Raw genomic sequence first — 23,208 nt, 5'->3', positions numbered from 1 at the left:
TGCACCGTCCGGTCCGGGGAACGCAGCACCCCGCCGATCTCCGCCGCGATCGACCTGAGCGCCATGTCATGCGCCCGCACATTCGCCGACGAACCTGCCGCTTCGGCCTCGGCGAGCTGGCCGGCACGGGCGAGCATCCGCACCTCCGCCACCTGACCCGCCGTCAACAACGCCAGCGCCGACTCCGCCTCACCCACCAGCCCCGGCAGCGACACGTCACGACCGGACACACCACCGACCGACGCCGCGCCACCGTCGACGTCACCACGAGTCGGTGCCGCGAAGCCGCCTGCGCCGCCGTCAGCGAACGGCGCTCGGCCGTCGCATCCGGGTGTCGTCGTGGGCTTCTCCATACCTGCACTCTGACAGCCACCACCGACATCCGCGCGGACCATCATCGTCGACCAGAACCGCAGATCAGATGCACATTCCACCGACATCGGAACGGCCCGCGCCGAGCAGCTCGCGTCACCTCGACCGACCGCTCCGGGGCGTCCGCGCGACCGCCCCGAGATCATCGCCACGAGATCGCACCCGCCACAGCCCATCCGACTCCGGGTGTTGACATCCGCCGACCACTGCGCTTGTGTTTTAGGTAAGGCTCACCTAACTCAAGGGTCGCTGCACGCTCATGCTCGACGACCCCCTCGTCCCCCTCGACACCGCCACCCGCGTGCTCTTCGTCGGCGACAGCGCCGATCTGCCGGCGCTGCGCCGCATCCTCGCCGACCTGCCCGGCGACGCCTACGGGCAGGTGTTCATCGAGATCGCGTCGCGCATCCAGATCGAGCCCCTGCTCGTGCCCGACGCCGTGTCCGTCAGCTGGCTGCGCCGCGATCTGCGGTGCAGCCGCATCGACGGGCTCGCCCCGCGCGGAGCCCTCGCCGCCCGCGCCCTCACCGCCTGGGCGAGCGAATGGATGCCCGACGACGTCGACAGCGAGGGCGCCGACTTCGCGCTCTGGGTCGGCTGCGCGACCAGCCCGCGCGTGGATGCGGCGTTCCGCCGACTGCACGCGAGCCTGCACGAGCGCGACGCGCACTGACACCGATCCACCACGACCCCGCCGCCCGGCTCCCTGCCACCCCGGACGACACCCCACCCGACATCCGGAAAGGCACCATGAACCCCCGCACCACCCCGTCCACCACCCCGTCCTCCTCTTCCCCCGCCCCGTCGTCGTCGCGCCCCGCCGAACGGCGCATCTCGACCGCCGTGCTCGTGATCGGCTCCGGCGGCTCGGGACTGCGCGCCGCGATCGAGCTCGCCGAGGCGGGCACCGACGTGCTCGTGCTCGGCAAGCGCCCGAAGAACGACGCGCACACCTCGCTCGCGGCCGGCGGCATCAACGCGGCGCTGGGCACGATGGATGCCGAGGACAGCTGGCAGCAGCACGCCGCCGACACGCTCACCGAGAGCTACCTGCTCGCCGACCCGCGCGTCGTGCAGACCGTCACCGAGGGCGCCGCGCAGGGCATCGACGACCTCGAGCGCTACGGCATGCCCTTCGCCCGCGAAGACGACGGACGCATCTCGCAGCGCTTCTTCGGCGCGCACCGCTGGCGCCGCACCGCCTTCGCCGGCGACTACACGGGGCTCGAGATCCAGCGCACGCTCGTCAACCGCGCCGCGCAACTCGACATCCCGATCCTCGACAGCGTCTACGTGACGCGCCTGCTCGTGAACGACGAGGGCGCCGTCTTCGGCGCGTACGGCTTCGACCAGACCGACGGCACGCGCCTGCTCATCCACGCCGACGCCGTCATCCTCGCCGCGGGCGGGCACAACCGCATCTGGCGCCGCACCTCGTCGCGACGTGATGAGAACACGGGCGACTCGTTCCGCCTCGCCGCCCTCGCGGGGGCGCGACTGCGCGACCCCGAGCTGGTGCAGTTCCACCCGAGCGGCATCCTCGAGCCGGAGAGCGCCGCAGGAACCCTGATCTCCGAGGCGGCACGCGGCGAGGGCGGCATCCTCACGAACGCCCTCGGCGAGCGCTTCATGCCGCGCTACGACCCCGAGCGGCTCGAGCTGAGCACGCGCGACCGGGTCGCTCTGGCCGCCTACACGGAGATCGCCGAGGGCCGCGGCACCGCGACCGGCGGCGTCTGGCTGGATGTGTCGCACCTGCCGCGCGAGACGATCATGCGCCGCCTGCCGCGGGTCTACCAGACGATGCTCGAGCTGCAGATGCTCGACATCACGCAGAGCCCGATCGAGATCGCGCCGACGGCGCACTACTCGATGGGCGGCGTCTGGGTCGATCACGCCGACCACCAGACCGACGTGCCCGGACTGTATGCGATCGGCGAGGCCTCGAGCGGACTGCACGGCGCGAACCGCCTCGGCGGCAACTCGCTCATCGAGCTGCTCGTCTACGGCCGCATCGTCGGGCAGGCGGCCGCCGCCTACTCCGCGGGACTCACGGCGCAGAACCGCAGCGCCGACGCGGTCGCCGAGGCGCGCGGCGAGGTGGACGCGCTGCTCGCCGCCGACGGTCAGCAGAACGTGCGCGCCCTGCAGCGGGCGGTGCGCGACGCGATGACCGAGCACGCCGGTGTCGTGCGCGACGAGGCCGGGCTCACGACGGGACTGACGAAGATCGACGAGATCGAGGCGCGCATCCCCGACCTGGGCGTGCACCCCGACATCGCCGGCTTCCAGGATCTGGCGCACGCCTTCGACCTGAAGGCCTCCGTGCTCGCCGCGCGGGCGACGCTCGCGACGGCCCGCGAGCGCCGCGAGACGCGCGGCTGCCACAACCGCAGCGACTTCCCCGAGCTCGACCCCGCGCTGCAGGTCAATCTCGTCTGGTCTCCCGACGGCACGATCGAGCGCGAGGCCACCGCACCCATCCCCGCCGAGATCGGCGCGCTCATGACCGAGGTCTCCACGGTCGGGAAGCTCGTCGAGTGAGGTGACGGGATGCGCGCGTCGGCACCGGACGGCCGGCGCGCACGAGCGGGGAGCCGGACTGCGGAGGTCGGGCTCCCCGCTTCTTCGTCGCGACCGGACCCGCAGGCCCGACGGCGCTCGCGGCCGACGCCGGTCGTTCGTCAGGTGCACCACTGTTACGCCGGGTGTCTCACCGGTTGGCCCCGGGCCCGAAGTCTTGTCACAGTAGGCGCTCCGGCGTCGCCGAGACCCGGAGAACCACAGCACCCACCCCCGACGTCGCGCCGGCGCCGTTCGATGGCGCCGACCCGTCCTGCACAGCACTCGAGGCCCCACATGTCTGCACCCACCCTGCCCGACCGCCCGAAGCGGAAGACCGGCCTGATCGTCGGCGTGATCGTCGCGATCGTCGCCGTCATCGCGATCGTCGCCGGTGTCGTCGTCGCCACCGGCGCGAACTCCGGCTCGAAGGATGCCGCGTCCGGCTCGGGCGAGTACGCCGGCACGACCGTGAACATCGGCGTCGCCGACGCCTCGCAGGCGTACTGGAAGACCTACATCGCCCTCGCGAAGAAGGAGCTCGGCGTCGACGTCAAGCTCACCAACTTCAGCGACTACAGCCAGCCCAACCCGGCGCTGAGCCAGAAGCAGGTCGACCTCAACCAGTTCCAGCACATCCAGTACCTGGCGAACTACAACGTCACCAACGACGACGACCTGCAGCCGATCGGCGCGACCGCCGTCTACCCGCTGCCGCTCTACTCGACGAAGTTCAGCGACGTGAAGGACATCACGAAGGGCGCGAAGGTCGCGATCCCGAACGACGCCATCAACCAGGCGCGCGGCCTGCTGGTGCTGCAGGACGCCGGGCTGCTGAAGCTCAAGAACGGCGGCAGCGCCTTCTCGTCGACCAAGGACATCGAGTCGGCCGACGTCGAGATCACCGCACTCGACGCCTCGCAGACCGCAGGCGCCCTGCAGAGCGGCTCGGTCGACGCCGCGATCGTCAACAAGAACTACGCCACCGACGCCGGCCTGAAGCCGCAGAACGCGATCTACCAGGACGACCCGTCGAGCGACGCCGCCGCCCCTTACGTGAACGTCTTCGCCGCCCGCAAGGCCGACGTGAAGAACGAGCTGTACCTCAAGCTCGCCGCGCTCTACCACGACAAGAGCGTCGAGAAGGGCGTGCAGGAGGCCAACGGCGGCACCGCCGTGTTCCGCGAGACCTCGGCCGCCGACCTGCAGAAGAGCCTCGCGAAGGTCGAGCAGGACGCGCGCGACGCGTCGGAGAAGTAAGGCCGGTACGCGAGACTGGTCACCGACCGTGCGGCGGATGCCGTCGTCCCCCTGAGCGGGACGGCGGCATCCGCCGTGTTCCCGGCGTCGCCCGGCGCGACGCCCACCCTCCTGCACACCCCGAACACCACCGGAGCAGCCGATGAGCGCCCTCGTGCGACTCGAGAACGTCAGCCGCCACTACGACACCCTCTCGGGCCGCGTCACCGCGGTCGACGACGTCAGCCTCGAGGTCGAGGAGGGCGAGATCCTCGGCGTGATCGGCTACTCCGGCGCCGGCAAGTCGACACTGGTGCGACTCATCAACGCGCTCGAGCTGCCGAGCTCCGGCCGCGTGATCGTCGGCGACGACGAGCTGACCGCCCTGCCGGAGCGCGAGCTGCGCCGGGTGCGCGGGCAGATCGGCATGATCTTCCAGCAGTTCAACCTGTTCCACTCGCGCACCGTGGCGGGCAACGTCGCCTACCCGCTGCGGGTCGCCGGCGTCGGCGCCGCCGAGCGCGACCGCCGTGTCGCCGAGCTGCTCGACTTCGTCGGCCTGCTCGACAAGGCCCACGCCCACCCCGAACAGCTCTCGGGCGGCCAGAAGCAGCGCGTCGGCATCGCCCGCGCCCTCGCGACGCAGCCGCGCCTGCTGCTCGCCGACGAGGCGACGAGCGCCCTCGACCCAGAGACGACCGCCGACGTGCTCGCGCTGCTCAAACGCGTCAACCGGGAGTTCGGCCTCACGATCGTGGTCATCACCCACGAGATGGAGGCGATCCGCGCGATCGCCGACCGCGTCGCCGTCATGGATTCCGGCCGCGTCGTCGAGCACGGCGACGTCTACGACGTCTTCGCGAACCCGTCGACCGCCGCCGCCTCGCGTTTCGTGCGCACCGTGCTGCACGACCGACCGTCGGCGTCGACCCTCGAGCGGCTGCGGGCAGCGCATCCCGGCCGCCTCGTCACGATCCCGGTGCAGGACCGCCCCGCCTTCACCTCGCTCGTCGCGCGCACCTTCGAGAAGCACCGCGTCGGCGACACGATCGTGTTCGGCGGCATCAGCGAACTGCAGAACCGCGCGATCGGCGCCCTCACCTACGAGCTCACCGGAGCCGCATCCGACATCGACGCCGCCCTCGCCGCCCTCGCGGCCGACGGCGTCGTCACGATCAGCGAGGACGCCGCCTGATGGATGCCTTCATCGCCAACATCGACGTCTTCTGGAGGGCGATCGGCGAGACCCTGTTCATGGTCTTCGTCTCGCTCGTCGCGAGCGGCATCCTCGGCATCGTGCTCGGCGTCGTGCTGACCGTCACCCGCCCCGGGCATCTGCTCGCGAACCGGGCGGCCTTCGCGATCGTCAACGTGGTCGTCAACATCGTGCGGCCGATCCCCTTCGTGATCTTCGTCGCCGCGATCCAGCCGCTGCTGCTCGGCGTCGTCGGCACCACGATCGGCCCGCAGGCGGCCGCCTTCGCGCTCTCGCTCGGCGCGGCCTTCGCGGTCGCCCGCATCGTCGAGCAGAACCTCGTCGCCGTCGACCACGGCGTGCTCGAGGCGGCCCGGTCGATGGGCGCGCACCCGCTGCGGATCATCGTGACCGTGCTGATCCCCGAGGGCCTGGGACCGCTCATCCTCGGCTTCTCGTTCGTCTTCGTCGGCCTCGTCGACATGTCGGCGCAGGCCGGCCTGATCGGCGGCGGCGGCCTCGGCGACTTCGCGATCACCTACGGCTCGCAGCGCTACAACTGGCCGATCGTCTACATCACCGTCGCGGTGATCATCGTGCTCGTGCAGGTCGGCCAGTTCGCCGGCAACGCGCTCGCACGCAAGGCGCTCCGCCGCTGAGCGGCGGCGGCCCGGCCCTACCGCGCCGCCCAGGGCGCGAGTCGATCACGCCGTCGGGTCGCGTGGGTGCGGGTGCGCGCGGTCGCGGGAGAGACGGTGCGCGTCAGGTGATCTGGCGCAGCACCGCCTCCTCGTCGGAGCGGGTGAGACCGGAGCGACGCGGACGATCGACCCCGCGGAGGCGCTCGTCGGCGAGGACGTCGGCCACGGTGTCGTCGATCGGCCGCGTCACACCGCCCGAAGCCCGGAAGGCCCGGGAGCTGCGCTGCGCGAAGCCGACCGCGGCCGCGGGCAGCCACAGCGGGAGCGAACGAGGCCCGGCCCAGTAGTTCACGTCCTCGGCGAGGAGCGTCGTGTCATCGGCCTCGACGAGCCCCGCGTCGAATCCCGCCGCCTCGGCGGCGCGCCGCAGCAGATCCTCCAAGGGCACGGGATCGCCGACCGCGTTCACGATTCCGCGGTGCTCTGACGGCGCAGCCCCGCCGATCCACCGGACGAGATCGTCCACATCGATGACCTGCGCGAAGCGGCCGTCGGTCGTCGGCGCGAGCGCGGGCCTGCTCCCCGGCCGGCTGAATCGTGCCGGCCAGTAGCCGAATCGGTCGCTCGGGTCACCCGCGCCGACGATGAGGCCGGGGCGCACGATCGACAGCCGCGCCCCGAGCCGCTCGGCGCTGCGGCGCTCGGCCATCACCTTGGCGTCGGCGTACTGGGTCACATCGAGAGGCTCCACGAGCGCCGCGGATTCGTCGGCGCCGGGCTCGTCATCGCGGGCGTACACCGACACCGTGGAGACGAGAGTCCAGTGGGCCGCCCGATCAGCCAGGGCCGCGAGGGCCGGCTCGACCAGGTGCGGCGAGGACGAGAGCTCGATGACCTCATCCCAGTGCGCTCCGGCATTCCCGCCGGCGCCGACGACGTCGTAGGCGGCGGGCGCACGACGATCAGCGACGACGAGCCGCGCGCCGGACGGCGCATCTCCCGAGTCGCCGCGCGCGAGGCAGGTGACCTCCGCTCCCGACGCGAGCAGGTGCGCCACGACCGTTCGGCCGAGCCACCCCGTTCCGCCGAGCACGAGAACCCGCATGCGCATCCCCGTCCGCGCGGCCTAGTCGCCGATGATGCGCGCGCCGTGCACCGGGCCCGAGGCGCGCACGACGTTGAGCCGGGCCGCGCTCAGGGCGACCTGCAGCTCGAGCGCGGAGTCGCGATCGGCGGCGAGGAACGCGACGGTCGGGCCGGAGCCGGAGACGATGCCGGCGAGCGCGCCGTTGCTCTCCCCCAGCTCGAGCACCCGGCCGAGCGAAGGCTCGAGGTGCAGCGCGGCGGCCTGCAAGTCGTTGTGCAGCACCTCCGCGAGCATGTGCGGGTCACCGGCGCGCAGCGCCTGCAGCACATCCGCGTCGACGCTCGGGCGCGGGTCGGCGGGCCGGATCTCGCCGGCGTGCTGCTCGCGGTGCCGGTCGAGCTCGGCGTAGACGGCGGGCGTCGACAGGCCGAAGTCGGCGAGCGCGAGCACCCACTCGTAGCCGCCCTTCGCGAGGGCCGGCGAGAGCTCGTCGCCGCGGCCCGTTCCGATGGCGGTTCCGCCGGTGAGCGCGAAGGGCACGTCGGCGCCGAGCTGGCGTGCCAGCGCGAACAGGTCGTCGCGCGAGATGTCGGTGCCCCAGAGGGCGTCGCAGGCGATGAGGGTCGCGGCGGCGTCGGCGGAGCCGCCGCCCATCCCGCCCGTCACCGGCACGCGCTTGTCGATGTCGATCGCGACGCCGCCCGTGTAGCCGGTGTGCTCGGCGAGCAGCTTCGCGGCCTTCACGGCGATGTTGCTCTCGTCGGTGGGAACCCGTCCCAGCTCGACCGTGCCGCTCACGCTCACGCGGAAGTCGTCGGCGTGACGCACCCGCACCTCCTCGCTGAGCGAGAGGGCCTGATACGCGATCGCGACGTCGTGGTATCCGTCGTCCTGGATCGCGCCGACACGCAGGAAGACGTTGACCTTGCCCGGCGCCTTGGCCCGCACCACGGGCGAGGAGGTCAGGCTCATGCGACAACACTACTTAAGCCCGAGGGCGACTCAGACCATGCGGTCTACGGGCGTCACAGGGCTGGTGCGTGCGTCGGAACCCGACTCGCACGCGAGCCGCTCAGGTGGCCAGGGCCGCCTCGAGGATGCCCGTCGCGCGCGTCTTCGCGAGCGCCGCAGCCTGCTCGTCCGGGAGCTTGTCGAAGGTCAGGGTGATCCGCGCCTTCGCGCCGGCCGGCTCGACCGCGACAAGCACTCCGGCGCCGCCCTCGAGCGTCCATCGGGCGTTCGGCCGGATCGGATGCTCGCGCCGGACCCGCGGAGCAACTCCAACCGCGCGCTCGGTCGCGGTGATCACCGCCTCGAGCGCCGTGACCGCGTCAGCGACGGTGCGGCTGGCCGTGGCGGCGAAGGTGCCGTCGGCCTTCTGCCCCGGGTGCCGCAGCCCGCGGGCCTGTTCGAAGCGGACGGTCACGCCCTGAGCCCACCAGCCGTCGACACCGTGCGCGTCGGCGAGCCAGCGGGCGATGCGCGTGTGACCCCAGCCGACCGCGCCGGCGGCATCGAGCAGCGCGAACCACTCCTCGGGAGCGCGCCCGGTCGCCGTGCGCACAGCCGAGTCGCCGGTCATCGCCGAGACGGGTGCGATGCGGTCGCCGTCGTCCACGCTGCCCATGCCCCGATCCTCAGGCCGGTGTCAGCAGGTGCGAGAGCGGGCTCGCCGTCAGGATCGCGAACACCACCACGTTGATCACGACGCTAACCCAGAACATGGTGCGGAACGCCGCCTTGCGGGTCTTGTGCCGGAACAGCTGCTGCGCGATCACCGCGCCCGGCCAGCCGCCGACGAGCCCCAGCAGGATGAGCGTCGACTCGCGCACCCGCCAGCGGCCGCGCACGGCGCTGATCTTGTCGACCGCGTAGATCACGAAGCAGCCGATGCTCGCCGCGATGTACAGCGACGGAACCCAGGGCGGCAGCCCGAAGACGACGCTGACGACGAAGACGAGCACGACGAAGGCGACGACGGTGAGGATCGCCAGCACCCCGGCGAAGTCGATGCGCAGCCGCAGCCGCTCGCGCGGGCCGGAGTGCTCGACGACACCGTGACCCGCGGTCGGCAGCGGACGCGCGCCGCCCGAGAAGCGCACGAACGCGGCCCGGCTGCGCCCGTCGGGCATCGGCTCGACGACGAAGCTCAGCTCGTCGCCGATCTCGGGGCGGTGCTCGTCGGCCGGGAAGGCCGAGATGTGCACGAAGATGTCGCGGCCGGAGGCGCGGCTGATGAAGCCGAAGCCGCGGGCGTCATCCCAGGTCGAGAGGCGTCCGGTGACGCGGACCTGCGGAGTTGCCATCCCTGTGATCGTAACCCGCGGCAGGAGGCCGACCTGACGGACGGCTCAGCCTGCGGCGGGGTGGATCAGTCGTCGGACGAGGCGGAGGCGCGGGCGACGCGCAGGAAGTCGGCGACCGTGAGGGCCTCGCCGCGCGCGGTCGGGTCGACGTCGGCGGCCTCGAGCACCGCCGTCGCGGCGGCCGAGCTGCCGAGCACCTCCGACAGCGACTGGCGCAGCATCTTGCGGCGCTGGCCGAAGGCCGCATCCACCAGGGCGAAGGTGCGCACGCGCTCCTCCTCCGTACCGGGCGCCGCGCCCACCTCGAAGCCGACGAGGATCGAGTCGACGTTCGGCACCGGCCAGAACACCTGCCGGCTGACCTGCCCCGCCGTGAACCAGCGGCCGTACCAGGCTGCCTTGACCGAGGGCGATCCGTAGACCTTCGAGCCCGGCTTCGCGGCGAGCCGCTCCCCCACCTCGGACTGCACCATGACGAGACCGCCGCGCAGGCTGGGGAAGTGCTCGAGCAGGTGCAGCAGCACCGGCACCGACACGTTGTAGGGCAGGTTCGCGACCAGCCGCGCCGGGTCGGCGGGCAGCGCGGTCACGCGCAGCGCATCCTGGGTCACGACGGTCAGATCGGCGTCGGGCGCGAGCTGCTGCACGGTCAGCGGCAGCTGCGCGGCGAGGCGCTTGTCGATCTCGACCGCGGTGAGCGGCGCGCCGGTCTCGAGGATGCCGAGCGTGAGCGAGCCGAGCCCCGGCCCGACCTCGAGCACCTGCTCCCCCGCCTCGATGCTCGCGGCGCGCACGATGCGGCGCACCGTGTTCGCGTCGTGCACGAAGTTCTGGCCGAGCTTCTTCGTCGGCTGGATGTCGAGCAGGTCGGCGAGATCGCGGATCTCGGCCGGCCCCAGCAGCTGCACGGCCGCGCTCACGGGCCCGTCGTCCCCTCGGGGTGCTCGTCGAACGGCCCGGGAGGCGTCACGACCGGCACGTCATCCCAGTGCCCGTAGACGAGCTCGGTGTTCGACGAGATCTGCGCGGCGAGCATCGAGGCGTCGGTGCCGAGCTCGGCGGCCATGAAGCGCAGCGTGTGCGGGATCAGGTAGCTGCTGTTCGGCCGCCCGCGGAACGGCGTCGGCGTCAGATAGGGCGCGTCCGTCTCGATGAGGATGCGGCTGCGCGGGATCACGGCGAGCGCGTCGCGCAGGTTCTGCGCGTTCTTGAACGTGACGGTGCCGGCGAAGGAGAGGTACCAGCCGCGGTCGGCGACGAGCTTCGCGAACTCGGCGTCGCCGCTGAAGCAGTGGAACACCGTCCGCTCGGGGGCCCCGACCCGGTCGAGGGTCTCGACGACCTCGGCGTGCGCGTCGCGGTCGTGGATCTGCAGCGCCAGGTCATGCTGCTTCGCGAGCGCGATGTGCGCCTCGAAGCTGCGACGCTGCGCATCCTGCCCGACCGGCGACGGCGTGCGGAAGAAGTCGAGTCCGGTCTCGCCGATCGCCCGCACCCGAGGCTGCGATGCGAGCTCGGCGATGCCCGCGAGGTGCTCGTCGAGCTGCCCGGCCTCGGCCAGCTCGGCGGCGTCGTTCGGGTGCAGCGCGACGGCCGCGAGCACGCGCGGCTCGCGCGCGGCGACCTCGGCGCTCCAGCGCGAGCTCGCCAGATCGGTGCCGACCTGCACGACGCCGCGCACGCCGACGCTCGACGCGCGATCCAGCTGCTCGAGGTAGCCCAGCCCGCCGTCGTCGCCGACCCGCTCGGGGTCGAACGACGGCTCGAGGTGCGTGTGGTTGTCGTAGACCGGCACCACGAGCGCCTCGGGAAGCGGCGGGTAGTCGCTCATGCCGCCGGCACACCCCGCGCGGCGCCACCGGGCGCCGACGCCGCCTCGACCTCGATGCGCGGGAACAGCGGCGACTCCAGCGGGGTCACCTGCCCGCTGCCGCGCCAGTTCGCCGCGTCGCGCACATCCGCATCCTGCACCGCGCCCTCGCCGCCGAGCGCCGCCCACAGCTTCGCGCTCGCCTTCGGGGTGAAGGGCGACAGCAGCACGGCCAGCGCGCCGACGCCGCGCGCCGCGGTCGCGAGCACCGCATCCAGTCGCTCGGCGTTCGCCTCGTCCTTCGACAGGGCCCAGGGCTCCTGCTCGGTGATGTAGCCGTTGAGCTCGTCGACGAGCTCCCAGATCGCGGCCAGCGCCTCGCCGAGAGCGAGCCGGTCGATCGCCGTGTCGGCGCCCGCGTTGGCACGCTCGATCGTCGCGAGGATCGCGCCATCCGCCTCGGCCAGCTCGACCGTGCTCACATCGGGGATGCGGCCGTCGCGGTAGCGGGTGATCATCGCCGTCACGCGCGACGCCAGGTTGCCGAAGCCGTTCGCGAGCTCCGCCTGGTAGCGGGCCGACAGGTCCTCCCAGCTGAACGAGCCGTCCTGACCGAAGGTGATCGCGCGCAGGAAGTAGTAGCGGAACGCGTCCGAGCCGAAGGTGTCGGTGATCTGGTGCGGCGCGATGCCGGTCAGCTTCGACTTCGACATCTTCTCGCCGCCCACGAGCAGCCAGCCGTGGCCGAAGACGCGCTTCGGCACGGGCAGGTCCGCGGCCATGAGCATGGCGGGCCAGATGACCGCGTGGAAGCGGGCGATGTCCTTGCCGACGAGCTGCACGGCCGGCCAGCGGCGCGCGAATTCCTCATTCTCGGCGCTGCCCGGCTCGGCGCCGTAGCCGATCGCCGAGATGTAGTTGAGCAGCGCATCCACCCACACGTAGATGACGTGCGACTCGTCCCACGGAACGCGGATGCCCCAGTCGAAACTCGACCGCGAGATGCTCAGGTCGCTGAGGCCCTGGCGCACGAAGGACACGATCTCGTTGCGCACGCTCTCGGGCTGGATGAAGTCGGCCTGCTCGTAGAGCGCCAGCAGGCGGTCCTGGAAGGCGCTCATGCGGAAGAAGTAGTTCTTCTCCTTGAGGATCTCGACCGGACGCGAGTGGATCGCGCAGACCAGCTGCCCGGCGAACTCGCCCTCGGTCGCCTCGACGAGGTCGTCCTTCTGCTTGTACTCCTCGCAGCCGACGCAGTAGTAGCCCTCGTATTCGCCCGCGTAGATGTGGCCGTCGTCGTAGAGCTTCTGGATGAAGCGGGTGACGGCGACCTCGTGACGCTCGTCGGTGGTGCGGATGAAGTCGTCGTTGGCGATGTCGACCGTCTCGAGCAGCGGCGTCCATGCCGACTCGACGAGCTTGTCGGTCCACTCCTTCGGGGTGACGCCGTTGGCGCGGGCCGTGCGCAGGATCTTCTCGCCGTGCTCGTCGGTGCCGGTCAGCAGCCAGGTGTCGTCGCCGCCCTGGCGGTGCCATCGGGCGAGGGCGTCGGCGCTGACCTCGGTGTACGCGTGGCCGATGTGCGGCACGTCGTTGACGTAGAAGATCGGCGTCGCGATGTAGAACGGGTCGCGAGCAGGCATGCGCGCCAGTCTAGTGAGCGGGTCGTCGCGTTACCGACGGCGGTGGATGCGGTGGCCGCCTGCTCAGATGTCCGTCTGGGCGATGCGCAGCACGATCTTGCCGAGGCCGTGCCGGGTGGCCAGTTCGTCGTAGGCCTCGCGCACGAGATCGAGCGGGTAGCGGCGCCGGATCGGCACGATCAGCTCGCCGGCAGCCAGCCGCTCGGCGAGCGCGCTCAGCACGGGAGCGATGTCCTTCACGGTCGACATGCCCGCGCCGTGCGCGCCGGTGCGCTCGACGTTCGCGAAATCGATGATCGTGTTGATGCGCTCGGGCGCGACGCCGAGCGCGAGGGCGATGTCGAGGTTGCCCGAGCCGAAGCAGTCGAGGTAGGCGTCGACGCCCTCGGGAGCGAGCGCGCGGATGTCGGCCTCCTGCCGCTCGCCGTACTCGACCGGCTCGACGCCGATCGCCTCGAGGGCCGCGAAGTTCGCCGGACCGGCGGTGCCGATCACCCGGGCGCCCCGGGCCTTCACGAGCTGGGCGAGCAGGTAGCCGACGCCGCCCGTCGCCCCGGCGACGACGACCGTCTCGCCCGCCTGCGGGTCGACCGCACGCAGCGCGGCCTCGGCGGTCGTGCCGATCACATAGAGGGAGCCCGCCACATCCCAGTCGAGCGCCGCCGGTTTGGGCACGACGCGGTCGGCGCCGATCACGACCTGCTCGGCGTGCGAGCTGCGATCGTCGCCGAAGCCGATGACGTGGTCGCCGGCCTTCACGCTCGTCACGCCCTCGCCGACGATCTCGACGACGCCGGCGAAGTCGCTGCCCTGCCCCGAGGGGAACGCCGCCGGCCAGGTCTTCGCGAAGGCGCCCTCGCGGATCGCGATCTCACCAGGGTTGATGCCGGCGCTCACGACGCTGACGCTCACCTGGCCGGAACCGGGCACGCCGTCGGCGACCTCGCGCACCTCGAGAACCTCGGTGCCGCCGTACCGGTCGAAACGCACTGCCTTCATCGTCGTCCTCCGCTCGTCGTCGCTTCGGCGTGCCGGCCGCGCCGGTCGCGCCTCGAGTCGGCACGACTCTGCCCCTCCGAGCCGCACCGGCGCTGGAACGCGGAACGCACCCTCAGCCGACTCGGAGCGACGGCGACGGTTTCGCCGGGGCCCGACGTCAGCGTCGGCGCAGCGCGGCCTCGTAGAGATCGCGGCGCGAGAGGCCCGTCGCCGCGGCGACCTGGGCGGCCGCGTCCTTGAGCCGGATGCCGTCGGCGGCCAAGGCGACCACCTCATCCACCGCGCTCTCCGGGTCGGCGGCGACGGGATCCGCTCCCCCGACCACGACGACGATCTCGCCGCGCGCCCCCTCGGCGAACCGCTCGGCCAGCTCGGCGAGGGTTCCGCGGGCGATCTCCTCGTGCAGCTTCGTCAGCTCACGGCAGACCGCGGCGGGACGCTCGGCGCCGAACGCGGTCGCGAGGTCGGCGAGCGACGCGCCGAGGCGGTGCGGCGACTCGAAGAAGACGAGCGTGCGCTGCTCCCCCGCGAGCGGCGTTAGCGCCGCGACCCGGCCCTTGCGCGGCAGGAAGCCCTCGAAGGCGAAGCGGTCGGTCGGCAGTCCGCTCAGCGCGAGCGCGGTCAGCACCGCCGAAGGCCCCGGCAGCGCCGTCACGGTCACGTCGGCGGCGATCGCGGCGGTCACGATCGCGAAGCCGGGGTCGCTGATCGCCGGCATGCCCGCATCCGTCAGCACCAGCAGGTCGCTCTCGCGGGCGTGCTCGACGAGCTCGGCCGAGCGCTCGACCTCGTTGTGCTCGTGCAGCGCCGCCAGCCGCGGCCGGTTCTCGACGCCGAGCGCGCGCATGAGCTGCACGGCCGTGCGCGTGTCCTCGGCGGCGATCGTCTCCGCGTTCTCGAGCGCCTCGACCAGGCGGCGGCTCGCGTCGCCGAGGTTGCCGATCGGGGTCGCCGCGAGGATGATCACGCCGCCCATCCTCCCAGCCTTCGGCGGGGCTCGGCGCGGCTACTCTGTCGGGGTGACGGACGCCCGCGACGAGACCGACGCGCGCGCCGCATCCGCCGAGATCACGAGCGGCGCGGACAGCGGGCCGGGCGCCGAGGGCACGCCCAGCACCCACGCCACCAACAGAACGCCCGGCGCCGACAGCGCCGACAGCCCCGACGCCGAGTTCTCCCGCATCACCCTCGGCTATCCCGACGAACCGCTGAGGTTGCCGCCGACACCGACGCCCGCCGGCCCCGGCACCCGCCTCGACGCGTGGTGGCAGCAGCGCCGCCTCGACCCGCGCTGGCACCGTCTCGCGACCTGGGGAGCGCCCGCGATCGTGCTGCTCGTCGCGATCGTGACGCGGCTGGTGAACCTCAGCTCGCCGCACGCGCTCGTCTTCGACGAGACCTACTACGCCAAAGACGCGTGGAGCCAGCTGCACCTCGGCTACGAGGGCAGCTGGACCGATGGCGACGACGCGAAGTTCCTCGCCGGCGACACCGATGTCTACACCGACACCGCGAGCTTCGTGGCGCATCCGCCGCTCGGCAAGTGGGTCATCGCGCTCGGGATGATGGTCTTCGGCGTGCAGGACGCGATCGGCTGGCGCATCAGCGTCGCGATCGTCGGCATCCTGCTCGTCGTGCTGACGATGGCGATCGCGCACGGGCTGTTCCGGTCGCGCATCATCACGGCCCTCTCGGGCGGCCTGCTCGCGATCGACGGCAACGCGATCGTGATGAGCCGCGTGGCGCTGCTCGACGTCATCCTCGCCCTGTTCTGCCTGCTCGGCGTCGGCGCGATGCTGCTCGATCGCGCCTGGGCGAAGCGCCGCATCGAGCGCTGGGTCGTGCAGCGCGAGCTCGGCCACCGGCACACCGACTGGGGCAGGCCGATCTGGTGGCGGCCGTGGATGCTCGCCGCGGCCGTCGCGTTCGGTGCGGCGAGCGCGGTCAAGTGGAGCGGCATCTGGTTCCTCGCGATCTTCGCGATCCTGTCGATCGTCATGGAGGCGATCGACCGTCGCCGCGCCGGCATCGCGTTCTGGCCGACGAGCGCCGTGCTCGTTCAGGGTCCGGTGAGCTTCCTGCTGCTGGTGCCGCTCGCCGCGGCCGTGCACCTGGCGAGCTGGACCGGCTGGTTCCTCAGCGACGACGGCTACGACCGGCACTGGACCGAGTCCGGCGGCGGCACCGCCTGGACGGGCGGCCTCGCCTGGGTGCCGACCGCGTTCCAGAACTGGTACCACTACCAGGCGTCGATGTACGGCTTCCACGTCGGAGAGAGCACCCCGCACAGCTACCAGGCGAACCCGCTGACCTGGCTGTTCCTGGTGCGGCCGACGAGCATGTACTACCAGGAGTCGGATGGCGGGGCGAGCGCCGCGGCGATCACCGAGATCGCGAATCCGCTGATCTGGTGGGCGTGCACGGCCGCGCTCGTGTTCCTGATCTACCGCTTCATCCGCACTCGCCAGTACGGCGTCGGGGTGCTGCTGGTCGGCGTCGCGGCCGGGTATCTGCCCTGGATGGGCTACCTTCAGCGCACGGTCTTCCAGTTCTACACGATCGTCTTCGAGCCCTTCCTCGTGATCGGACTGGCCGTCGCGCTCGCCCATCTGCTGGGGCGCTGGAACGACCCGCCGAGCCGACGGCTGACCGGGCTCGCCACCGTGGGCGGTTTCCTGATCCTCGCGATCGCGCTCAGCATCTACTGGTTCCCGATGTGGATCGGCCTGCCGATGCCGCACGACTTCATCTACTCGCACTACTGGCTGCGCAGCTGGCTGTAGCGCTGCCGCCGCAGTGCGGGGCCTCCTGCGCGTCGGCGTCACAGAGCGTCATCTGGATGCGCGCGCGACAGGAGCGCGTCGGCGCCGCTCGGTAGCCTGGGCGCATGCCCGAGAGCCACGAGACCGACCGCGACTGGGGCTTCCGCACCCGCGCCATCCACGCCGGCAACATCCCCGACCCCGTCACCGGGTCGCGCGCGCTGCCGATCTACCAGTCGAGCGCCTTCGTCTTCGATGACACGGCGGATGCGGCGGCCCGCTTCGCCCTGCAGAAGTACGGCAACATCTACAGCCGCCTCGCGAACCCGACGGTCGCGAGCTTCGAGGAGCGCATCGCCTCGCTGGAAGGCGGCCTCGGCGCCGTCGCCACCGCCTCCGGCCTCAGCGCCGAGTTCATCACCTTCGCCTCGCTCGCCGGCGCCGGCGACCACATCGTCGCCTCCTCCTCGCTCTACGGCGGAACCGTCACGCAGCTCGACGTGACCCTGCGCCGCTTCGGCGTCGAGACCACCTTCGTGAACTCCTCCGACCCCGCCGACTACGCGGCCGCGATCACCGAGAAGACGAAGCTGATCTTCGTCGAGACGATCGCGAACCCCTCCGGCGAGATCGCCGACCTCGAGGGCCTCGCGGATGTCGCCCACGCGCACCGTCTGCCGCTCATCGTCGACTCGACGATCGCGACCCCCTACCTGAACCGGCCGATCGAGTGGGGCGCCGACGTCGTCATCCACTCGGCCACCAAGTTCCTCGGCGGGCACGGCACGACCCTCGGCGGCGTGGTCGTCGAATCGGGCCGCTTCCACTGGGCGAACGAGCGCTTCCCGCTCTTCGACCAGCCGGTGCCGAGCTACGGCGGGCTCAACTGGCACGGCAACTTCGGCGAGTACGCCTTCCTCACCCGCCTGCGCGCCGAGCAGCTGCGCGACATCGGCCCCTCGCTCGCGCCGCACTCGGCCTTCCTGCTCGCGCAGGGCGTCGAGACGCTGCCGTTCCGCCTGCAGGCGCACGTCGACAACGCCCGCGCCGTCGCCGAGTGGCTCGAGGCCGACGACCGCGTCGAGTACGTCAACTGGGCCGGACTCGCCTCGCACCCGCACCACGAGCGCGCCGCGAAGTACCTGCCGAAGGGACCCGGCTCGGTGTTCAGCTTCGGCGTCAAGGGCACCGCGACCCAGTCGAGCCGCGCGATCGGACAGAAGACGATCGAGAGCGTCGAGCTCGCCTCGCACCTGGCGAACATCGGCGACGCGAAGACGCTGATCATCCACCCCGGCTCGACCACGCACGCGCAGCTCACCGAGCAGCAGCTCGCCGAGGCCGGCGTCGACGGCGGCCTGATCCGACTCAGCGTCGGCATCGAAGACCCCGACGACATCATCTTCGACCTCGACCAGGCGCTGAGCGCCGCCGTGAAGGGATGATGGGCGCATGAGCGACACCGCCCCCGCCGAGCTTCAGACCACGCAGCTCTCGAACGGTCTCACCTGCGAGCTGCCCGCCTCCTCGCCGCTCGCGAAGCTGCTCAAGTCGCAGCGCACCTGGGTGGGCCCGACCGCGAAGGAGCGCCTCGGCATCCTGCGTCGCGCGAAGAGCGTCGCGATCGTGGGCGCCTCGCCGAACCCGGCGCGCTCGAGCTACTTCGTGTCGACCTACCTGCAGCAGTCGAGCGATTACGACCTCTACTTCGTGAACCCGAACGCCGACGAGATCCTCGGCCAGCCGGTCTACAAGTCGCTCGCCGACCTGCCCGTCGTGCCCGACATCGTGGATGTGTTCCGCAAGGGCAGCGACATCCCCGCCGTCATCGACGACGTGGTCGCGATCGGAGCGAAGACGATCTGGGTGCAGCTCGGCATCTGGAACGAGGAGGCCGCGTACTACGGAGAGTCGAAGGGCCTCACGGTCGTCATGGACCGCTGCATCAAGGTCGAGCACGCCCGCTTCCACGGCGGACTGCACCTGCTCGGCTTCGACACCGGCCAGATCAGCTCGCGCAAGCAGCTGCGCTGATCCGATCGCCGCGCCGATCCTGAGCTGCAGGACGCTCTGAACGACCACGACGGCGGCACCGCGCCCGGCCTCGCGCTCGAGCGGGTGTCGCCGTCGTCCGTCGGCGAGCTGACCGCGTTCCTGCGCGAGGCCGACCTCACACTCAGCGCCCTCGACGATCCCGCCGTGCGGCTGTGGGTCGTGCGGGGCGCTGCGGATGCTGTGGGATGCTCCGCCGAAGCGAGCGCGGTCACCGGCACGGGCACGGTTACGGGCACGGCGATCGTCGGCAGCACCGGCTACGAGCTGAGCGCCGATCGACGCCACGCGCTCGTGCGCAGCGTCGCCGTGCATCCGGCGGCCCGACGCGGCGGGCTCGGCCGGCGACTCGCGCTCGCGGCCCTCGCCGCCGCGGCCGCCGAGGGCGCGAGCGACGCGTGGCTGTTCAGCCGGCGCTCGGGGCCGTTCTGGCAGTCGATCGGCTTCGAGCCTGCCGACCGGGACGCGCTCGCCGCCGCTCTGCCCGACGCACACCAGGTGCGGCTCTTCCGCGAGACAGGGCAGCTCGTCCGCGAGGTCGCCTGGCACCGCGCGCTGACCTCCGAGCCGCGCTAATCGCCCCCGGCGCGCATCCACGTCGTCCGGGCGTAACCTGAGCGCCACCTCCGAGCGGCGGACCCGCCCGGCGAGGCGCGCGTACCGTCACAGCCCGACCCGTGCGCACTCGCGCGCGGCTGTGAAGGGAGAACCCCATGATCGTCGGCGGAGTCGTCCTGTTCGTGATCGGCGCGATCCTCGCGTTCGCCGTGTCGTTCGCCGTGCCCGGCCTGAGCCTGCCCATCATCGGCGGCATCCTCATGGTCGCCGGAGCCGTGCTGTTCATCATCGGACTCGTCGTCACCCTGCGCGGGCGCGTGACCACCGAGCACCGCTCGGTCGACCCGGCCGGCAACGCGAGCGTGCGCCAGCGCACGACCGACGGCGAGCCGCGCTGAGACCCTGGGGCGGTCCGCTGTCGTCGGATCCACGACGCAGTGCGCACGGTCCGCGCGGGTAGCGTGACCGGATGCTGCCTGAGCCGACCGCGCGACTGCGCTTCCGCGAGATGGGCGCCGCCGATCTCGACGCGATGGCAGGTCTGCTCGGCGACCCCGTCGTCATGAAGCACTATCCCTCGCCGAAGACACGGGAGGAAGCCGCCGACTGGATCGCCTGGAACCAGCGCAATTACGCCGAGCACAACTTGGGGCTCTGGATCGTCGAGACGCTCGACGGGGTGTTCCTCGGCGACTGCGGGCTCACCTGGCAGGTCGTGGACGACGTGCGCGAGCTCGAGGTCGGCTATCACCTGCTGCCGCAGCACCAGGGTCGCGGATACGCGACCCTGGCGGCGCTCGCCTGCCGCGCGCTCGCCGAACGCGAGCACCTCGCGGAGCGGCTTGTGGCGATCATCGCGCCCGACAACATCCCTTCGCAGCGGGTCGCCGAGCGGATCGGGCTGCCGTTCGATCGCGCCACGGTCTCGCGCTCGGGACTGCCGGTGGTCGTGCACGCGGCGGCGCTGGGCTGATTCGCGGGCTGTTGGACGCGGCGGGAAGCGAGTACCGGGCGCCAGACGCTCAGGCGATCGCGTCGATCGGCTGAGCTCCACGCGGGAAGGCGAGCATGATCGCCGCCGAGACGAGCCACACCGCGCCGATCAGCGCGAGCAGCAGTCCCGCCGGCGCACCGCCGAGCTGGCCGACCAGGGCGGCGCCGAGCGCGGCCGCGGCCGTGCGCAGCCCCGAGCCGATCGTGAACACCTGCGAGCGCACCCGGGGCCGGCTCTGCTGCTTGCGCAGCAGCAGCATCGCCGAGGCGCTCGGCGCCACCACGACCCCCGACAGGCCGACGACGAGGAGCGTGAACGGCATGCCCAGGTCGACGACGGCCACGAGCGTGAGCAGCCCCACCACCGCGAATCCGCCGCCCATGACCGCCTCCGGGCGCATCCGCACCGGCAGCAGAGCATAGGCGACGCCGCCGGCAAGCGCGCCGAGCGCGAAGGCCGTCACGATCCAGCCGCCGAGATCGGCGCTGCCGGCGCGTTCGTGGGCGAGCGCGATCGCGGCGATCGGCAGGGCGCCCTGGCCGACCTGGCTGAGGGTGCCGGAGGCGGTGACGGCCGCGAGGGGACGGTGCCGCGTGAGCGCCCGCACGGCCGCGAGCAGGTCGCGCCCCAGGTGCAGATCGTCGTGCAGCGGCCGCGGAGTGAAGTGCAGGGCGAGCATCCCGACCGCGCCGAGCACAGCGACACCCGCCGTCACCAGCGCGGCGACCCGGGCGTCGGCGACAGCCACGACGAGCGCGGCGAGCGCCGGTCCGCCGACCGAGGCGATGTTGTACGAGACGCCGTCATCGGCGTAGGCGCGGCGTTCGTCGGCGATCACGTCGGTCACGAAGCTCGACATGCCGCCGAGGTAGAACGGGCTGGCGATCCCGCCGAGCACGAGCAGCCCGACGATGAGCGGCAGCGGCACCAGGTCGAGGCCTGCCACGCTCACCAGGGCGACGGCCTGCACGATCGCGGCCGTCATCATCCAGCGACGCGGATGCCGCGTGCGGTCGAGCAGAGCTCCGACGAGCGGCGCCGCGACGACGCTCGGCGCGAGAGAGGCGGCCACGAGCGCCCCGCCGAGCGCGCCGCCGCTGACGATGTCGCCCGTGTGCTGCACCGCGAGCAGCGGCAGCACGACGGTCGAGGCGGCGTTCGCGAGACGCAGCGGTACCGACGCCGTCAGGTACCCGAGCTCGCTCACCCTCCGATCCTGGCGGATGCGCCGGGTCACCGCCGACCACGCCGGTCGCGCGGTCCGCGCTCGACGATCGGGCCGCGCCGTCCCCGCCGCTACGCTCGTGCCGTGAGCATCCCTCCGCCGACGCGCCCGCGCGTTCTGCTGGTCGACGACGAGAGCGGCATCCGCGATGCCCTGGCCCCGTTCCTCTCCCGCTCGGGTTTCGAGGTCTACACCGCCGAGGACGGCGGCGAGGGGTTGGCGGCGATCGAGCGGCACTCCCCCGCGCTGGTCGTGCTCGACGTGATGATGCCCGTGCTCGACGGACGCGAGGTGCTGCGCCGGTTGCGCCGCGAAGGCAGCCAGCTGCCGGTGATCCTGCTGACACAGGTCGGCGAGTCGTTCGAGCGCGCCGCGGCGCTCGAGGAGGGCGCCGACGACTACCTCAATAAGCCCTTCGACCCGCAGGAGCTGGTGGCCCGCATCCGCGCGATCCTGCGCCGCGTCAACGCCGGCCAGCCCGCGCTCGGCGGCTCGGCGGGCCTCACGGCGGGCGCCGTGCGCATCGATCGCGTCGCCCGGCGCGTCTGGCTCGACGACCGCGAGGTCACGCTCACGCCGCGCGCCTTCAGCCTGCTCGACTACCTCATGACCCACCCGGATGAGGTGCTCACCCGCGAGCGTCTGCTCGCCGCCGTCTGGGGCTTCGACCAGCCGGTCGCGAGTCGGGCTGTCGACCACCGCGTCGCCGAGCTCCGCAAGGTGCTCGCCGACGACAGCGGCACCCCGATCTACGTCGACACGGTGCAGGGCGTCGGCTATCGCTTCCTGCACCCGGTGTCGCGCAGCAGCGGCGGGCCGAGCGGCGCAGGCGGAGCGGGCGGCGCAGGCGGAGCTTCGGGGACCCGCGCATGAAGCGCTGGTGGCTCGCGCTCATCCCTCTCGCCCTGGGTCTGATCGGCACGGTCGTCGGCGTCGCGGCGGGCGATCGGCGTCGCATCGTCGTCACCTGGCAGTTCGAGTGGATCTGGGTGCAGCTCGGACTGCTCGTCACCGTCGTGCTGCTGCTCGTGATCGCCGTGCGGGCGGCGCTGCGTCGCCGTGAGCTGCGCAGCCGCGAGAATGCGGTCGCGGGCGAACGCGCCGAGCGCCGCCGCTTCGTCGACCGGCTCGACCACGAGCTCAAGAACCCGGTCACGGCGATCCGCCTCGGGCTCTCGAACCTGCCCGAGACGGAGGTCGCCGCCGGCCTCGACGCGCAGGCTCAGCGCCTGACCCGACTGCTCGCCGACCTGCGCAAGCTCGGCGAGATCGAGAACGCGCAGCTCGAGATCGCGCCCGTCGACCTCGAGGCGCTGGGCCGCGAGGTCGTGGATGCGGTGGGCGAGCTCCCCCAGTCGACGGATCGCTCGCTCGCGGTCAGCTTCCCGCGCGCACCGCGCCCGCTGCCGCCCGTGCGCGGCGACGTCGACCTGCTGTTCCTCGCCGTCTACAACCTCGTCGCCAACGCGCTGAAGTTCTCGCAGCCGGGCGACCGGATCGAGCTGCGCGGAGCCGAGGACGAGGGCGGGGTGACGATCGAGGTCGCCGACACGGGCCGCGGCATCCCCGCCGAGGAGCAGGGCCTCGTCTGGGAGGAGCTCGCCCGCGGCAGTCACACCCGCGACGTCGCCGGCAGCGGACTCGGTCTGCCCTTCGTGCGCACGATCGTCGAGCGGCACGGCGGCAGCGTCGCGCTGCGCTCGCGGCTCGGCGAGGGCACCTCGGTGCGGCTGCGCCTGCCGCTGTAGTCGCGGATGCGCTGA

23 protein-coding genes and 1 pseudogene are annotated in these 23,208 nt (G+C 72.1%); 13 read left to right on the top strand and 11 right to left on the bottom strand.

The features are described 5' to 3' along the window. Positions 1 to 353 (bottom strand): annotated as a pseudogene (locus FJ657_RS17350) (hypothetical protein); the annotation flags it as partial. 278 nt (positions 354 to 631) lie between these two features. Here FJ657_RS17350 and FJ657_RS07360 point away from each other — a divergent pair. From FJ657_RS07360 to FJ657_RS07340, 5 genes are all read left to right on the top strand, one after another. Further along, positions 632 to 1,045, top strand: a complete 414-nt coding sequence (locus FJ657_RS07360) for an SIP domain-containing protein (protein WP_141163050.1) — start codon at positions 632 to 634, stop codon at positions 1,043 to 1,045. A gap of 77 nt (positions 1,046 to 1,122) precedes the next feature. Then, complete coding sequence (locus FJ657_RS07355; RefSeq protein ID WP_141163049.1) at positions 1,123 to 2,916, top strand: L-aspartate oxidase; 1,794 nt, start codon at positions 1,123 to 1,125, stop codon at positions 2,914 to 2,916. 315 nt (positions 2,917 to 3,231) lie between these two features. Next, positions 3,232 to 4,194, top strand: coding sequence for a MetQ/NlpA family ABC transporter substrate-binding protein (locus tag FJ657_RS07350; RefSeq protein WP_141163048.1), 963 nt, complete (start codon positions 3,232 to 3,234; stop codon positions 4,192 to 4,194). Between the two features lie 142 nt (positions 4,195 to 4,336). After that, the gene (locus FJ657_RS07345) at positions 4,337 to 5,368 is read left to right on the top strand and encodes a methionine ABC transporter ATP-binding protein (protein WP_141163047.1); all 1,032 of its coding nucleotides are present in this window, start codon (positions 4,337 to 4,339) and stop codon (positions 5,366 to 5,368) included. Beyond that, on the top strand, positions 5,368 to 6,027 hold the full coding sequence (locus tag FJ657_RS07340) for a methionine ABC transporter permease (RefSeq protein WP_141163046.1): 660 nt from the start codon (positions 5,368 to 5,370) through the stop codon (positions 6,025 to 6,027). Before FJ657_RS07345 ends, FJ657_RS07340 begins: the two co-directional genes overlap by 1 nt. Positions 6,028 to 6,130: 103 nt before the next feature. Here the strand turns inward: FJ657_RS07340 and FJ657_RS07335 are convergent, their stop codons facing one another. The 9 genes from FJ657_RS07335 to rsmI form a co-directional block, all read right to left on the bottom strand. Further along, the gene (locus FJ657_RS07335) at positions 6,131 to 7,114 is read right to left on the bottom strand and encodes an NAD-dependent epimerase/dehydratase family protein (RefSeq protein ID WP_369407402.1); all 984 of its coding nucleotides are present in this window, start codon (positions 7,112 to 7,114) and stop codon (positions 6,131 to 6,133) included. Between the two features lie 21 nt (positions 7,115 to 7,135). Further along, positions 7,136 to 8,068: a 4-(cytidine 5'-diphospho)-2-C-methyl-D-erythritol kinase gene (locus tag FJ657_RS07330; protein WP_141163044.1), complete on the bottom strand. Its 933-nt coding sequence runs from the start codon at positions 8,066 to 8,068 to the stop codon at positions 7,136 to 7,138. 100 nt (positions 8,069 to 8,168) lie between these two features. Continuing rightward, positions 8,169 to 8,723, bottom strand: a complete 555-nt coding sequence (locus tag FJ657_RS07325; protein ID WP_141163043.1) for a DUF4287 domain-containing protein — start codon at positions 8,721 to 8,723, stop codon at positions 8,169 to 8,171. Positions 8,724 to 8,733: 10 nt separating this feature from the next. Next, positions 8,734 to 9,402 (bottom strand): DUF1294 domain-containing protein, encoded by a 669-nt coding sequence (locus FJ657_RS07320; protein ID WP_141163042.1) that lies wholly within the window; start codon positions 9,400 to 9,402, stop codon positions 8,734 to 8,736. A 65-nt stretch (positions 9,403 to 9,467) separates the two neighbouring features. Next, entirely contained in the window at positions 9,468 to 10,322 is an 855-nt protein-coding gene (gene rsmA, locus FJ657_RS07315) for a 16S rRNA (adenine(1518)-N(6)/adenine(1519)-N(6))-dimethyltransferase RsmA (RefSeq protein ID WP_181408907.1), read from the bottom strand. Next, positions 10,319 to 11,233: a TatD family hydrolase gene (locus FJ657_RS07310; RefSeq protein WP_141163041.1), complete on the bottom strand. Its 915-nt coding sequence runs from the start codon at positions 11,231 to 11,233 to the stop codon at positions 10,319 to 10,321. The genes rsmA and FJ657_RS07310 overlap by 4 nt, the downstream gene beginning before the upstream one ends. Then, complete coding sequence (gene metG / locus FJ657_RS07305) at positions 11,230 to 12,855, bottom strand: methionine--tRNA ligase (protein WP_141163040.1); 1,626 nt, start codon at positions 12,853 to 12,855, stop codon at positions 11,230 to 11,232. The genes FJ657_RS07310 and metG overlap by 4 nt, the downstream gene beginning before the upstream one ends. A gap of 63 nt (positions 12,856 to 12,918) precedes the next feature. After that, entirely contained in the window at positions 12,919 to 13,854 is a 936-nt protein-coding gene (locus FJ657_RS07300) for an NADP-dependent oxidoreductase (RefSeq protein WP_141163039.1), read from the bottom strand. A 157-nt stretch (positions 13,855 to 14,011) separates the two neighbouring features. Then, positions 14,012 to 14,821, bottom strand: coding sequence for a 16S rRNA (cytidine(1402)-2'-O)-methyltransferase (rsmI, locus tag FJ657_RS07295; protein ID WP_141163919.1), 810 nt, complete (start codon positions 14,819 to 14,821; stop codon positions 14,012 to 14,014). Positions 14,822 to 14,873: 52 nt separating this feature from the next. Here rsmI and FJ657_RS07290 point away from each other — a divergent pair, with 52 nt between their 5' ends. From FJ657_RS07290 to FJ657_RS07265, 6 genes are all read left to right on the top strand, one after another. After that, a complete protein-coding gene (locus FJ657_RS07290; RefSeq protein WP_255447199.1) occupies positions 14,874 to 16,637 on the top strand; it encodes a dolichyl-phosphate-mannose--protein mannosyltransferase in 1,764 nt (587 codons plus the stop codon). 104 nt (positions 16,638 to 16,741) lie between these two features. Beyond that, positions 16,742 to 18,061, top strand: coding sequence for an O-acetylhomoserine aminocarboxypropyltransferase/cysteine synthase family protein (locus tag FJ657_RS07285; protein WP_141163038.1), 1,320 nt, complete (start codon positions 16,742 to 16,744; stop codon positions 18,059 to 18,061). Positions 18,062 to 18,068: 7 nt separating this feature from the next. Continuing rightward, positions 18,069 to 18,650, top strand: a complete 582-nt coding sequence (locus tag FJ657_RS07280; protein WP_141163037.1) for a CoA-binding protein — start codon at positions 18,069 to 18,071, stop codon at positions 18,648 to 18,650. Between the two features lie 84 nt (positions 18,651 to 18,734). Beyond that, positions 18,735 to 19,244 carry a GNAT family N-acetyltransferase gene (locus tag FJ657_RS07275; RefSeq protein ID WP_141163036.1) on the top strand — a complete coding sequence of 170 codons (510 nt, stop codon included), beginning with the start codon at positions 18,735 to 18,737 and terminating at the stop codon, positions 19,242 to 19,244. Between the two features lie 137 nt (positions 19,245 to 19,381). Then, the gene (locus FJ657_RS07270; protein WP_141163035.1) at positions 19,382 to 19,624 is read left to right on the top strand and encodes a DUF6458 family protein; all 243 of its coding nucleotides are present in this window, start codon (positions 19,382 to 19,384) and stop codon (positions 19,622 to 19,624) included. Between the two features lie 71 nt (positions 19,625 to 19,695). Continuing rightward, positions 19,696 to 20,199 carry a GNAT family N-acetyltransferase gene (locus tag FJ657_RS07265; RefSeq protein WP_141163034.1) on the top strand — a complete coding sequence of 168 codons (504 nt, stop codon included), beginning with the start codon at positions 19,696 to 19,698 and terminating at the stop codon, positions 20,197 to 20,199. Between the two features lie 49 nt (positions 20,200 to 20,248). On the opposite strand, the gene FJ657_RS07260 is transcribed toward FJ657_RS07265, so the two are convergent. Beyond that, complete coding sequence (locus FJ657_RS07260; RefSeq protein ID WP_181408906.1) at positions 20,249 to 21,427, bottom strand: MFS transporter; 1,179 nt, start codon at positions 21,425 to 21,427, stop codon at positions 20,249 to 20,251. A 108-nt stretch (positions 21,428 to 21,535) separates the two neighbouring features. On the opposite strand from FJ657_RS07260, the gene FJ657_RS07255 reads away from it, so the two are divergent. Then, positions 21,536 to 22,318 carry a response regulator transcription factor gene (locus tag FJ657_RS07255; RefSeq protein WP_141163917.1) on the top strand — a complete coding sequence of 261 codons (783 nt, stop codon included), beginning with the start codon at positions 21,536 to 21,538 and terminating at the stop codon, positions 22,316 to 22,318. Next, a complete protein-coding gene (locus FJ657_RS07250) occupies positions 22,315 to 23,193 on the top strand; it encodes a sensor histidine kinase (protein ID WP_141163032.1) in 879 nt (292 codons plus the stop codon). The genes FJ657_RS07255 and FJ657_RS07250 overlap by 4 nt, the downstream gene beginning before the upstream one ends. Positions 23,194 to 23,208 lie beyond the last annotated feature (15 nt).

The sequence above is a fragment of the Schumannella soli genome, assembly GCF_006517435.1.
GTDB classification, from domain to species: Bacteria; Actinomycetota; Actinomycetes; order Actinomycetales; family Microbacteriaceae; genus Schumannella; species Schumannella soli.
The sequence above is the reverse complement of the archived record's forward strand: the minus strand, read 5'-3'. Positions and strand labels throughout refer to the sequence as shown.

Coding starts and splice junctions, on each gene's coding strand:
- FJ657_RS07360 (WP_141163050.1), top strand. CDS start 632: ATGCTCGACGACCCCCTCGTCCCCCTCGACACCGCCACCCGCGTGCTC.
- FJ657_RS07355 (WP_141163049.1), top strand. CDS start 1,123: ATGAACCCCCGCACCACCCCGTCCACCACCCCGTCCTCCTCTTCCCCC.
- FJ657_RS07350 (WP_141163048.1), top strand. CDS start 3,232: ATGTCTGCACCCACCCTGCCCGACCGCCCGAAGCGGAAGACCGGCCTG.
- FJ657_RS07345 (WP_141163047.1), top strand. CDS start 4,337: ATGAGCGCCCTCGTGCGACTCGAGAACGTCAGCCGCCACTACGACACC.
- FJ657_RS07340 (WP_141163046.1), top strand. CDS start 5,368: ATGGATGCCTTCATCGCCAACATCGACGTCTTCTGGAGGGCGATCGGC.
- FJ657_RS07335 (WP_369407402.1), bottom strand. CDS start 7,114: ATGCGGGTTCTCGTGCTCGGCGGAACGGGGTGGCTCGGCCGAACGGTC.
- FJ657_RS07330 (WP_141163044.1), bottom strand. CDS start 8,068: ATGAGCCTGACCTCCTCGCCCGTGGTGCGGGCCAAGGCGCCGGGCAAG.
- FJ657_RS07325 (WP_141163043.1), bottom strand. CDS start 8,723: ATGGGCAGCGTGGACGACGGCGACCGCATCGCACCCGTCTCGGCGATG.
- FJ657_RS07320 (WP_141163042.1), bottom strand. CDS start 9,402: ATGGCAACTCCGCAGGTCCGCGTCACCGGACGCCTCTCGACCTGGGAT.
- FJ657_RS07310 (WP_141163041.1), bottom strand. CDS start 11,233: ATGAGCGACTACCCGCCGCTTCCCGAGGCGCTCGTGGTGCCGGTCTAC.
- metG (WP_141163040.1), bottom strand. CDS start 12,855: ATGCCTGCTCGCGACCCGTTCTACATCGCGACGCCGATCTTCTACGTC.
- FJ657_RS07300 (WP_141163039.1), bottom strand. CDS start 13,854: ATGAAGGCAGTGCGTTTCGACCGGTACGGCGGCACCGAGGTTCTCGAG.
- FJ657_RS07285 (WP_141163038.1), top strand. CDS start 16,742: ATGCCCGAGAGCCACGAGACCGACCGCGACTGGGGCTTCCGCACCCGC.
- FJ657_RS07280 (WP_141163037.1), top strand. CDS start 18,069: ATGAGCGACACCGCCCCCGCCGAGCTTCAGACCACGCAGCTCTCGAAC.
- FJ657_RS07270 (WP_141163035.1), top strand. CDS start 19,382: ATGATCGTCGGCGGAGTCGTCCTGTTCGTGATCGGCGCGATCCTCGCG.
- FJ657_RS07265 (WP_141163034.1), top strand. CDS start 19,696: ATGCTGCCTGAGCCGACCGCGCGACTGCGCTTCCGCGAGATGGGCGCC.
- FJ657_RS07250 (WP_141163032.1), top strand. CDS start 22,315: ATGAAGCGCTGGTGGCTCGCGCTCATCCCTCTCGCCCTGGGTCTGATC.